The organism is Pseudomonas azerbaijanoccidentalis (assembly GCF_019145495.1).
GTDB lineage: Bacteria > Pseudomonadota > Gammaproteobacteria > Pseudomonadales > Pseudomonadaceae > Aquipseudomonas > Aquipseudomonas azerbaijanoccidentalis.
This window is the reverse complement of sequence record NZ_JAHSTU010000003.1, coordinates 643,197-655,377: the sequence shown is the minus strand read 5'-3', so window position 1 is coordinate 655,377 and position 12,181 is coordinate 643,197. Positions and strand designations below refer to the sequence as shown.

The window sequence follows — 12,181 nt, the reverse complement described above, 5'->3', positions numbered from 1 at the left end:
ACCATCGGCCGGTCTGTCAGGTGATACAGCCTAATGAGGGTGGCTGACACCTGATATCAAATCCTAAAAACCCGTTGACATCATCTCAAGCGTATACGATATTCAATCTAGAGTTTGGCTAACCCGGTGTCAAGCGGCGTGCCTCAGGGTTTGCGCTGCATCGCTTTCAATAAAAACAACAGGAGAAGCCCTGCATGCAAAACCTGAAAAGAAAAGTCGCCCTCCGAGCGCTGGCAGGCAGAGGCTCTGGCGAATCTGCCGTCCGTCAGCGTCGCGCTCAAAAGTCGGAAAAGCATGGAGATTTCCGATCGTTTATCCGCGATCTGATGTGGATTCCCAGTTCTCCCGAACACATGCTCATTCTTTGATATGGGTATATCGCAACCCGCCTCTAAGTCGCATAGCTCGAGCACTCAGGAGAACCCGGAATGCCGTTAGTAAAAATCGAAATGCTCGCTGGACGTCCTGGTGAGAAAAAACACGAACTAGCGCGTGAAATAACCGCTGCCTTTACCAGGATCCTGGGGTCCGCTCCGAAAGACGTCACCATCACCTTTACGGATGTGGCGGCTTGCGACTGGGTGATAGCCGGAGAGCCCCTCAGTGCTTCAGTCGTTGCCCCCACGCCTGCACCCCATAGTTAAACGTCACACCAAATGGCGTTTTCGGATTGAGCGCGATCAATCCCGAAAGCGCTTTGCTTACTTTCATCCAATGTCGAGTGTTGCTCATGTATTTGAATGCCCAACAACTGGCCGATGCACTGCCTTGGGACGCCCTAATGGGTGCGTTGTCCGATATCTTCACCCGCACCGTGCACTCCCCTGTTCGTCATCACCACAAAATCGAAGTGCCAGGCGATCCCGCCGCCATGCTGCTGCTGATGCCGGCCTGGATCGAAGGTGAGTACCTGGGAGTCAAGCAAGTCACCGTGTTCCCCGGCAACAATGCGAAAGGCCAACCGGGACTCAGCAGCCACTATCTTCTGAGTTGCGCAAAAACCGGCCTGCCGCTGGGTCAGTTTGACGGGAATGAGCTGACGGCCCGACGCACGGCCGCCGCTTCTGCTCTCGCCTCTCGCTATCTATCTCGTGCCGACTCGAAACGCTTGTTGATGGTTGGGGCCGGCCGCATGAGCCGCTATCTCGTCAGTGCGCACCGTTCGGTGCGCGAACTGCAAGAGGTGCTTGTTTATGACCTCAACATTGACGCCGCAAAAGCATTCGCGAACGACATTCGCGCACAGGGACTCCAGGCAAAAGCCGTCACTCTTCAGGAACTACCCGCAGCAGCCGCGGACGCCGACATCATCAGCTGTGCAACATTAGCCACAGAACCGGTCATCCAGGGCCAGTGGCTGAAACCGGGTGTGCATCTAGATCTGGTCGGCAGCTTCACCCCAGTTATGCGCGAAGTCGATGACGATGCAGTAGCGCGCTGCAACATTTTCGTCGACACCCGTGAAGGGGCTCTCGCAGAGACCGGCGACTTGATCCAGCCGATTCGCAACGGTGTCATCGCAGCAAGCGATGTCATCGCAGAGTTCAGCGAACTCTGTGCTGGCAAACATACCGGGCGTACTGCGCTGAAGAATCCGGATCAGGCCATGACAATGTTCAAGTCGGTTGGCGCGTCAGTTGAAGACCTGGCGGCAGCGATCCTGGCTTATCAGCGGACCTCGGCTTGCCACTGATTCCTGACGCTTTCAATTTCTTGCACTTTCAATACTGCCTGGGCGGTATACGCCCATGAGATCCCGGAGGAAATAACATGCGATCATCCAAAGTCATCCACGTCGTCAGTTGCCATGCAGCGGGTGAAGTGGGAGATGTCATTGTCGGTGGCGTCGCGCCTCCTCCGGGTGAAACTATCTGGGACCAACGCCACTTCATCGAGACCGATCAGACCCTGCGCAATTTTGTCTTGAACGAACCCCGTGGTGGGGTGTTCCGGCATGTCAATTTGCTGGTGCCGCCCAAGCACCCAAAAGCACACATTGGTTGGATAATCATGGAACCGTGCGACACACCGCCGATGTCCGGGTCCAACTCGATGTGCGTGGCGACTGTACTGTTAGAGACAGGGATCATACCCATGGTCGAACCGGAAACCCGCATTTTCCTTGAACCGCCTGGAGGATTGATCGAGGTAGTTGCAACTTGCCGTAATGGCAAGGCTGAACGCATTAGCGTGCGAAACGTGCCGTCGTTCGCCGACAAGCTCGATGTCACTATTGAAGTGCCGGGGATTGGTACGCTGCTGGTCGACACGGCTTATGGCGGCGACAGTTTCGTCATCACCGATGCTAAAAAACTGGGTTTCTCCCTCACCCCGGACGAGGCCCGGGAGATTGCCGACTACGGCATGAAAATCACCCAGGCTGCCAACGAGCAGTTAGGTTTTGCTCATCCGGAAAACGATGATTGGAAGCATATTTCCTTCTGTCAGATCGCTAACCCGGTCGAGATGAAAAACGGCGTGCTGACCGCAGCCAATGCCGTGGCTATCCGCCCTGGAAAAGTCGACCGCTCTCCATGCGGCACAGGATGTTCGGCCCGCATGGCGGTACTGCTTGCCAAAGGCCAAATGAAGGTGGGTGACCGCTATATCGGTAAGTCGATTTTGGGTACCGAATTTGATTGCCGAATCGACTCAGAATTGTCAGTGGGTGGCCGGCCCGGTATCAGTCCGATCATCTCCGGCCAAGCCTGGATCACCGGCACTCATCAACACACCCTGGACCCGACAGACCCGTTCCCAGCGGGCTATCGTCTGTCCGACACTTGGCCTGTTGAGGGCCGGTGATAGCCGCATACTCAGTGATAACGGTAATCTCGCGCCCAGTTCCTGCGGCGCGGCATAACCCGCCCGGTAATCACCGCGGAATTTCATGACCAAGGATCTTGATGACCACCTCTATCGCGATCATCGGTACCGGGCTTGGCGGATTGACCCTCGCCAGGGTGCTTCATTTCCACGGCATCGCGGTAACGGTTTACGAGGCGGAAACCTCGGCCAGCTCACGTGCGCAAGGCGGCCTGCTTGAGATCCATGAAGACAGCGATCAGCTCGCGCTCAAGGCGGCCGGGTTGTTCGAGAGGTTTCTAGAGACCATCATCGTCGGTACCGATGGCAATCGAATCTGTGACAAGGACGGAAAGATCCTACTCGATTAGCCAACCACCGATGACGATGGTCGCCCGGAGGTAGAGCGGGGCGAACGGCGCAGAATCCCGCTGGAATCCCTGCCCGCCGACGCCATTCGCTGGGGTCACAAGCTGACTGCTGTTTCCTCGCTCGGCGGTGAACTGCACAGCCAGGCGTTCTCTGACGGTTCAACCGCAACTGCTGACCTTGTTGTAGGCGCCGACGGTGCCTGGTCACTCTTCGCCAGTTGTTTTTTGAGGTGAAACTTACCTGCGCCGCCAACTCTTTCATCGAAACATTTCTTTGACTCCGAACATCGGTATTCGACCAGTGCCGAAGTGATGGGAGACGGTACGCTTATGGCGGTCGTGCCTAACAAAGGCTGTTTACTGGATACCAGCCCATACCCAAGTGCGACTGTTCGCCAATGACCGCTTTTGGCCGATTCTGTTGAAAAAGTCGGATTTTCAAATGGCCTGAACTCAGGCACGACCACCACCGGAGAATCTACTCACCACATAGAGTGGTTTTTCGGCCCTTCGTTGACCTTTGCTGCTCTGTTATTGGGTTAATTTGAGGTTTTTTACTTGGTGCGGGCGCACCTATCCCGTGACCGGTGGCCCTTGAGATGAAAATTTGGCCAGCCGTCGCAGGTTCTGCACCGCGGCCGCCAGCGTGAACTCATCGGACGCGCCACTCATGCCACGTAGTCGCAAGCGATCCAGTTTCAGGATGCGCTTGAGGTGGGCAAACAACATTTCGACCTTTTTACGTTCGTGGCGAGAGCGCTGATATGCCGGCGTTGCTGCAATGCGCCGAGCCACATCGCGAGCGGCTTCATGGACGCTGCGAGCGATCTTGCGGAACGCTGTGTTCGGGCAGCACTTGGCTTTCATCGGACACGTAGCGCAGTCGGTCTGCCGGGATCGGAAGATGATGGTGTTGGCTTTGGTGACGTGCGAACGCTCGTTCTTGAAAGCTCGCCATTCGCTGCGTAATACGTTGCCGGCTGGGCAGCGGTATTCCTCAGCCTCTTCATTCCAGTGGAAATCGTTACTCGAAAAGCTGTCGTTCTTGCGCTCGGTTTTGTCCCATACCGGCACATGCGGTTCGATGTCTTTTTCCTCCACCATCCAGGCCAGCATCGGCGCTGTACCGTAAGCGGTGTCGCCAATGAGGCGTTCCGGCTTGATGTCGAACTGCGCTTCGACCCGATCGATCATCGTCTTGGTGCTCTCGACTTCTGCGGTTCGATGAGCCGGTGTGGATTCCACGTCCAAGATCACGCCGTGCTCGGTATCGATCAGATAATTCGTGGAGTAAGCGTAGAACGCTGGGCCGCCTGGAGCAGCTGTCCAGCGAGCCTGAGGATCAGTCAGTGATAAACGCTTCGGTAGCGTTTCGGCCAAAGCCTCTTCATCGAGGGCTTCAAGGTACTCACGCACGGCGCGGGTGCTCAGGGCCGGATCGCTCCAGTTGACCTGTTCATCATCCGGTACGCCGCGCTGCCGACTCGCATCCGCTTTGATGATGCTGGCGTCCACGGCGAAGCCTTCGCCCTTGACCAACCCCGCGTCCATGCAGCGGCGCAACACCTCATTGAACAACCAGCGAAACAGATCGCTGCCCCGAAAACGGCCGTGCCGATTCTTGGAAAAGGTCGAGTGATTAGGGACTTCGTCTTCAAGGCTCAACCGGCAGAACCAGCGATACGCCAAGTTCAGATGGGTTTCTTCGCACAGCCGCCGTTCTGAGCGAATGCCGTAGCAATAGCCCACGATCAGCATGCGGATCATCAGCTCAGGATCAATCGAAGGACGCCCAATTGGGCTGTAGAAGTCGGCTAGGTAATGGCGCAGGTCGCTCAGATCGAGACACCGATCAATGCTGCGCAAAAGGTGATTGGCTGGAATGTGATCTTCAAGGTTGAACGAGTAAAACAGCCGCTCCTGCCCACTCGATAACTGTCCCATCATGCTGCGTGCTTCCCTGCTGACCAATGCCGAGATTTTGCCGCAGGCCAGACAAGGGAGCTACTTTTTCAACAGAATCGGCCGTTCTCTGTCGGTCGTAAACATCCCTTTGGATATCCGCTGATACCGACGTTTTTCAAAATCTGTACCTGCCCTGGATAGGACTTCACTCGTGAGTCTGTGGCGAAATATCAGGGTAGGGAATGTGGCAGACCGGGGATTTCCAGCACCGTGTGGGTCGGGCTTAAGAGCCATTTCCGTGCCACCTCGATACCATAGGCTACGAATTCAAAATATCGCAGGCCATAGAAAAGCCCCAAACTTGGCGGGGCGTACAGAGTGGGTCAGGCCTTGTTCCAGTGTCGTTTGACTGTAGCGATGCCGATCTTCAGGACAGCTGCTACCTCTGCCTGCGTCATATTCAATGCCTTGTGATGAAACACTGCTTTTGTAGTGCCAGTCGCCTCTGGTCTTCCCAGCTTCTTCCCTTCCGCCTTAGCACGAATCAAGCCCTGTTGAGTACGCTCGATCAGCAAGTCACGCTCAAACTCCGCGACGGCACCGAGAACTTGCATGGTCATTTTGCCTGCTGCACTGGTGAGGTCCACACCGCCAAGTGCGAGACAGTGAACACGGATGCCAGCAGATGCCAAGTGTTCAACCGTTAGGCGTACATCCATCGCGTTACGGCCAAGCCTGTCCAGTTTGGTCACGATCAGGACGTCACCTGACTCCATCCGCTCCAGCAGCTTCTGGAAGCCGGGGCGTTCCTTTGCAGTGATGCTACCTGAGATTGTTTCCTCTACTACCCGGCTCGCCTGCACGTCGAAGCCAGCAGACTTCACTTCTTGCACTTGGTTTTCTGTGAACTGGCCGGATGTGCTGACGCGGCAATAAAGGAAGGTGCGGGACATGGCGGGTGACTCCACTGGTATCGCTTAAGGTGGTATCAGTGTATCAAGGCATCATCAAACGCTTAAGTCTATTTTAATGATGCCTTGCGCCGTCCGTCCGGAGGGTATCGTTTAACAGTCGTTTGTTGGTACCAAAGGGGGATAGCGGTTGAAAGGATCTGGCGTTGGCTGGGGGCTGCCATGGAAGCCGACTTTCTAGCCGGGCTCTTGCTTGAGCAATTTTGCTTACACACTGCATGGGGAATGGGTAATAGCATGGGATTTGCCCACCCATTTGCTCGTGGACATGATCGGCAGAGTACGACCCAGGCTGTGTGAAAACGCGCTAAATACGTCGGAAACTGAGAGGCGCGAGGATTGCCTATGAAATCATCGGGCGGAAGCGCGAATTACCTTAGTCAGCTACATAGACGTTCGTAATGCCGTTTGGGCCGCTTACGCGGCCCAAACGGCGACTAAAGGGCGAACCAAGTGGCTGGATTCACGCCCTGATCGCCTCAAACAGTCCTGCGATGCCGAAGATGGTCATCATTCGTTTGAGGTTGTAGGCGAGCACATGAAGGCTCATCTCAGTGCTCACCCTCGGCAGGGTTTTGGTCAGGAAGGGGTACTTCCTGAATCGCTGTTAGCTGATGCATGAGAATCGCTGCCTTCAGAAATTGTCATACTTTTTGATGTTTCCGCACTTACGGACGGCCCTATCCAATCACGGCGAACAGAGCCGAAAGAACGAGCAAGCCTTCTTTTCGTCACGAATCAAACCATTATGGTTTTATATCTACCAATATGGTTTATATTCGCCCGTGTGTGCCGAATCGCTCGCGTACACCTACCTTGACGAACACTGGAGAATCAAAACTGTGAAGGCAATTTTTGTACTTTTCTCGCTTTTACTGCTTACGGCTTGCGTTACTGATCAGTTGAATAGTGGCTTCGAGCGCATTCGGGGACAGCCGCTTTCTGCGGCTATAGACAGGCTTGGCGTGCCGAGCAACGAACGAACACTTGCCGGTCGTCACGTCTACACCTGGACGACTTCGCAGCTCGTTTCGACCTACCAGCCGACGAGTAACTTCACAACAGGGAGTATTCCTGACGGCCCCGGCAAAACCCGTTACACCGGCACCTCCGTTGGCGGCACAACTGTGCAGACGAAGGCTACCTGCAAGATCGAGATAGAGGTCGATAGCCAAGAAGTCATTAGACATGGCTCATACGACGGAGACGTCGGCGCCTGCGGCAAGTATGCGCAGGCTCTGAGCCGCTGAGCCGATCCACTGAACTGATCTGGTCTCAAAAATCCAGACGGTAATGAGTGTAGGTGTCTCAGTACGGATATCTCTTTTGGGGAAATTTCCGCGGCACCCGGTTCCGACATACAACGCAAAAGTCGCCACTTCGCAGCCTATAGCCAGGCGGCGATGTGGCGAACTCACAAGTACCTAGTACACATACAAAGCTCGGTGTCCGCCCTATACAGGCAGGGTTAAGATAGCGCCCTATCGTAAGGGTCGGAGATTTTGGGGGCTACATTTCGGTTCGCAAATTGGTAGGAGCCGACGTGTCATTTTTGCGGGTTGAGAAGAACCGCCATCGACAGAAACAAAGACAACTAATTAGACCGATTTGGACGGAACCCGCGCCTGGCGCTCCACCACAGTACTCCGACCAGGCGGTTTTTAAATTGTGAAAATATTGCCGCCTCCGCTATCCGTCATGGCGTAAAATTCTTACTCCAACAGTTGCGAATTCGGCCGACCAATCACGATACGGCACAAGTAGCGCTGAGTTTTTATCAATAAAAAAGGCCCCGCGGGGCCTTCTGTACTATATAAGCTTTATTTTTTTAGCCACGACTCCACGGTATCGGCGCCGTGTCTAGTCTTCCACTCTTTGAGAGTTTTGTTATTTTCGCTTTTAGTTTCGACACGTTCACCTGTGTGAGGATTCCTATACACCCTTACTTGGCGGCGTCTACGCAAGCCAGCTTTGGCTACGATAGCTCCAGCGCTACGAGTTCTCTGCGGGTCCAGAAGATTGATGATGTCTTTTAAGCTATAGCCATAATTTGCTAGCAAGTCACGAAGCTTAGTCTCAAACTCTATTTCTTTTTTCAGATCAGCGTCACCCTTCAAGGATTCGAGTACCAGGAGCTGTTCAGTTAAATGCTTTTCGAGTTGGCGAAATTGTGCCAGCTTGGACATTGGATACTCCTAATGGTATGAAGAATGAGTAAAAAATACTAACCGAGTCAGTTTTTCAAGCCATCTATAACTTGATTATAAAGGCTCATTTACCTATGACCGAGCGCTTCCATTGCTATCTGAGCAATATAACTGCGCCACTCCCGTTTGAGATCTAAACGTGCAGAAAGTGCCGCTGTAACCCCAAGGCCAGAAAATGCGCTCGTTACTCGAATGATTCTCTCTAAATCTACAGTCGCCAGATCGATACCTAGTGCCGCGTACATGATTAAGCCCATCTCAGTCAGAATAGGCTCGACATTCTGCTCATTTTCAGCGAGGCGATTTCCAAATGCTGCCATTCCAGGCCAATCGAGCGTGTGCTGGATCGTCGCCTCGACGACAGCCCGATCGCGTTCAATGCCTACAGGAATGTCTTCGACGCTGGCGAGAAGCGACTTCAGTTGTTCGATACTTGTACTAAGGACTTTCTCATAGATCGCCTTCTTGCTCGGGTAGTGGTGAAGCAGGCCGGCTTTGGAGTAGTTGACGGCATTTGCGATCTGCTGAAGGGAGGTATTTTCGAAACCATGCTTGGAAAAAAGCCCAGCGGCTCTATCAATGATCTCGGCGTCAATCTCAATTTTGGTCGGTCTGGGCATTATTTTGAGCTATAGATTCTAGGAAGATGCTGCCCATCTTGCGATTTTCTTAGGGATTAAGGAAGAACGGCATAAAATAAATAACCTCAATGCCTTCGTAGAAAGCTCCAATCAAAAGCATCAAAACCACCAGCGAGTAAAGGCCATAGGTTGAAAGGTAACCAGCCTTGTACCCCTCCAGGTGTGAATCGAGCCCGTATCGTCTCGGCCAAAAAAGCATCCGACCTTGAACGTACGCTGCAAATGCGGCCAGGACGTAGGCCTGCCCCTCAATCAAAAGGGTCAACGAATGAGGAATCAAAATCGCGGAATTTGGACCGACGGGAGCAAACATTACGCCCCATAGTGCAGCACGGTGGAAGACGGCAAGAATTCCCACAAACGGGATGATAAAGGATGGCAGAGTGGTCATACCCAGTGTTACGGCTAAATTGAGGAAAAAGGTGAGACTGATTGCAATCAATAAATTTTGGCTTCCGAAGGCGGAAGCGGCCATTCTTAGCAGTCCCGGTTGATTATAGGCCTGATCGATTTCCGGTTTTACATAACCTTGTAGTTCAGGATTGATCATCGTAACGAAGAAACTGAGCGCAAAAGTCCCGTAGAAGGCAAAATTAAGAGCGAGGAATACCTTACAGTGCTGCTTTATAATTGAAAAGGCGTTTCGAAAATAACTCAAAGCTATCTCCTTATTTATAATCGACGAGTAAAAAAACAGGTCAGACGTCAGAAAGCCTGGCTTTCCCGGTAACGTTGAAGGATCGTTTTTTATTCACAGATCCAAAGATTGTAAATCTGGTGACCATTTAACGTGGAAAAACAAGTTGTCCTCGGGTCCTATAATAAAAGAAAAAACGAAAACATATTCCGCTCAACAATAAAACGGGTAACAATGCTAGGTGGTTTTATCTAAATAAGCGAAGCTAGAAAAACACTTTAAGCTTACGGCCGATGCTAGCGCGCTCTTCTACTGAGGTAGCATCACTGTCGTCCTCCAACCACGGCAAATCCCCTGGCGGCCCAAAAATATACCCCCCCTGAATATAGAACTGGCCATCCTTCTTAGGACCCAATATATAAAAAGGTCCAAACTTTTTCGGATCGTAACCTAATTGCAGATAATAAACGCCACCGCGTTTTGGACCGTATATGTATCGGTTATGTATATAATACTTCCCCGACATTTTTGATCCATAAATGTACCCACTTTGGATGTAATACTGCCCTACGTTACGCTGTACCTCCTCCTCACTGCCAAAAACCGACAGACAACTGGTAAGTAGTAAAGCTGTACTCAACGTTAGTGAAGCGACTAATGACCTAAAGCGCATGCGGCCTCCATTTTTACAGGTACAAAGAGTCACGGGGCGCGCACTTTGACGTACCTGTCTCAGGTGAATCAATTTGTAGGAGGTCGATAATACACCAAATCGGTTCTATTTCTACCATTTTGGTCGTTAAATTTGTTGCAGCCATTTTTGGGCTGCTCCAATCAAGAAATGCGGACTGGGGAAACCACTGCGCCAACTGTCCGCTGAAAGCATAATGCTGCGGTGCCCAGAACGGACATACCTCACGTCAGGCTTACGAAGTAGCATCTGTCACCAGGTTACAGCTGCGAAGCTCATCCACTGACCGTATTAACTGACCAAAGCAGTCGTCAGCACAGCTCATGGCCGCGTTGGTTTAAAGCTGACCCGCCTGAGGTGAGGAGCTGATCCGATGAGGGCTTCAGTGCCGTTTCCTCGCGGACCAAAAAAGTAAGCGCTTGGACGTTTACTTTTTTTACGGCTGAGTGCTAGGAATGGGCAGCGTCCGCTAATGGCCGATTCTGTTGAAAAAGTAGCTCCCCTGTCTCGCCTGCGGCAAAATTGCTTCATTGGCCGGCGGGGGATCACACTGCATGATGGGACAGTTATCGAGTGGGCAGGAGCGACTGTTTTACTCGTTCAACCTTGAAGATCACATCCCCGCCAATCACCTTCTGCGCAGCATTGATCGGTGTCTCGATCTGAGCGATTTGCGCCATCACCTCGCCGACTTCTACAGCCCGATTGGGCGCCCGTCGATTGATCCTGAATTGATGATCCGCATGTTGATCGTGGGCTATTGCTACGGCATTCGCTCAGAGCGGCGGTTGTGCGAAGAGGCCCATTTGAACTTGGCGTATCGCTGGTTCTGCCGATTGAGCCTTGAAGATGAAGTCCCCAATCACTCGACCTTTTCCAAAAACCGACACGGCCGCTTTCGGGACAGCGATCTGTTTCGCTGGCTGTTCAATGAAGTGCTGCGTCGTTGCATGGACGCCGGCCTGGTCAAGGGCGAAGGCTTTGCCGTGGACGCCAGCATCATCAAAGCGGATGCCAGCCGGCAGCGCGGTGTACCGGGTGATGAACCGGTCAACTGGAGCGATCCGGCCCTGAGCACCCGCGCCGTGCGTGAGTATCTTGAGGCACTCGATGAAGAGGCTCTGGCCGAAACGCTACCGAAGCGTCTATCGCTGACTGATCCTCAAGCCCGCTGGACCGCAGCTCCAGGTGGCCCAGCGTTCTACGCTTACTCCACGAATTATCTGATCGATACCGAGCACGGCGTGATCATGGATGTGGAACCCACACCGGCTCATCGAACCGCAGAAGTCGAGAGCACCAAGACGATGATCGATCGGGTCGAAGCGCAGTTCGACATCAAGCCGGAACGCCTCATTGGCGACACTGCTTACGGCACCGCGCCGATGCTGGCCTGGATGGTGGAGGAAAAAGACATCGAGCCGCATGTGCCGGTGTGGGACAAAACCGAACGCAAGAACGACAGTTTTCGAGCAACGATTTCCGCTGGAATGAAGAGACTGAGGAATACTGCTGCCCGGCTGGCAATGCATTACGTAGCGAATGGCGAGCCTTCAAGAACGAGCGTTCGCACGTCACCAAAGCCAACACCATCATCTTCCGATCTAGACAGACTGACTGCGCGACGTGTCCGATGAAAGCCAAGTGCTGCCCGAACACGTCGTTTCGCAAGATCGCTCGCAGCGTTCATGAAGCCGCTCGTGATGTCTCTCGACGCATCGCGGCGACGCCGGAGTACGTGCGCTCTCGCCACGAACGTAAGAAGGTCGAAATGTTGTTTGCCCACCTCAAGCGCATCCTGAAAATGGATCGCTTGCGACTACGGGGCATGAGTGGCGCGACCGATGAGTTCACGCTGGCGGCTGCGGTACAGAGCCTGCGTCGACTGGCCAAACTTACATCTCAAGGGCCGCCTGCCCCGGTATAGGTGCGCCTGCACTAAGCCAAAAACCT

The 12,181-nt window shown here is 53.3% G+C and carries 11 protein-coding genes and 2 pseudogenes; 7 read left to right on the top strand and 6 right to left on the bottom strand.

Features of this window, described 5'->3' with window-relative positions:
- Nucleotides 1-194 precede the first annotated feature (194 nt).
- From KVG88_RS13740 to KVG88_RS13720, 5 genes are all read left to right on the top strand, one after another.
- Nucleotides 195-368: a hypothetical protein gene (locus tag KVG88_RS13740; RefSeq protein WP_217871746.1), complete on the top strand. Its 174-nt coding sequence runs from the start codon at nt 195-197 to the stop codon at nt 366-368.
- A gap of 60 nt (nt 369-428) precedes the next feature.
- The gene (locus KVG88_RS13735) at nt 429-644 is read left to right on the top strand and encodes a tautomerase family protein (protein ID WP_217871745.1); all 216 of its coding nucleotides are present in this window, start codon (nt 429-431) and stop codon (nt 642-644) included.
- 26 nt (nt 645-670) lie between these two features.
- The gene (gene lhpI / locus KVG88_RS13730) at nt 671-1,693 is read left to right on the top strand and encodes a bifunctional Delta(1)-pyrroline-2-carboxylate/Delta(1)-piperideine-2-carboxylate reductase (RefSeq protein ID WP_225933978.1); all 1,023 of its coding nucleotides are present in this window, start codon (nt 671-673) and stop codon (nt 1,691-1,693) included.
- A 77-nt stretch (nt 1,694-1,770) separates the two neighbouring features.
- Nucleotides 1,771-2,805 carry a trans-3-hydroxy-L-proline dehydratase gene (locus tag KVG88_RS13725; RefSeq protein ID WP_217871744.1) on the top strand — a complete coding sequence of 345 codons (1,035 nt, stop codon included), beginning with the start codon at nt 1,771-1,773 and terminating at the stop codon, nt 2,803-2,805.
- Between the two features lie 101 nt (nt 2,806-2,906).
- Complete coding sequence (locus KVG88_RS13720) at nt 2,907-3,176, top strand: FAD-dependent oxidoreductase (RefSeq protein WP_217871743.1); 270 nt, start codon at nt 2,907-2,909, stop codon at nt 3,174-3,176.
- A gap of 573 nt (nt 3,177-3,749) precedes the next feature.
- Here the strand turns inward: KVG88_RS13720 and KVG88_RS13715 are convergent.
- The 3 genes and pseudogenes from KVG88_RS13715 to KVG88_RS31350 all read right to left on the bottom strand — a co-directional run.
- Nucleotides 3,750-5,123, bottom strand: a complete 1,374-nt coding sequence (locus KVG88_RS13715) for a transposase (RefSeq protein ID WP_217871742.1) — start codon at nt 5,121-5,123, stop codon at nt 3,750-3,752.
- A gap of 341 nt (nt 5,124-5,464) precedes the next feature.
- A complete protein-coding gene (locus KVG88_RS13710) occupies nt 5,465-6,034 on the bottom strand; it encodes a recombinase family protein (protein ID WP_217871741.1) in 570 nt (189 codons plus the stop codon).
- A gap of 481 nt (nt 6,035-6,515) precedes the next feature.
- Nucleotides 6,516-6,638 (bottom strand): annotated as a pseudogene (locus KVG88_RS31350) (hypothetical protein); the annotation flags it as partial.
- A gap of 28 nt (nt 6,639-6,666) precedes the next feature.
- Here KVG88_RS31350 and KVG88_RS13705 point away from each other — a divergent pair.
- Entirely contained in the window at nt 6,667-7,302 is a 636-nt protein-coding gene (locus KVG88_RS13705) for a hypothetical protein (protein WP_217871740.1), read from the top strand.
- Between the two features lie 570 nt (nt 7,303-7,872).
- On the opposite strand, the gene KVG88_RS13700 is transcribed toward KVG88_RS13705, so the two are convergent.
- From KVG88_RS13700 to KVG88_RS13690, 3 genes are all read right to left on the bottom strand, one after another.
- Complete coding sequence (locus tag KVG88_RS13700) at nt 7,873-8,238, bottom strand: histone-like nucleoid-structuring protein, MvaT/MvaU family (protein WP_217871739.1); 366 nt, start codon at nt 8,236-8,238, stop codon at nt 7,873-7,875.
- An 89-nt stretch (nt 8,239-8,327) separates the two neighbouring features.
- Nucleotides 8,328-8,879, bottom strand: coding sequence for a TetR/AcrR family transcriptional regulator (locus KVG88_RS13695; protein WP_217871738.1), 552 nt, complete (start codon nt 8,877-8,879; stop codon nt 8,328-8,330).
- Nucleotides 8,880-8,928: 49 nt separating this feature from the next.
- Nucleotides 8,929-9,558, bottom strand: a complete 630-nt coding sequence (locus tag KVG88_RS13690; protein ID WP_217871737.1) for a hypothetical protein — start codon at nt 9,556-9,558, stop codon at nt 8,929-8,931.
- Nucleotides 9,559-10,782: 1,224 nt separating this feature from the next.
- Between KVG88_RS13690 and KVG88_RS13685 the strand changes: the two are divergent.
- Nucleotides 10,783-12,155 (top strand): annotated as a pseudogene (locus KVG88_RS13685) (transposase).
- Nucleotides 12,156-12,181 lie beyond the last annotated feature (26 nt).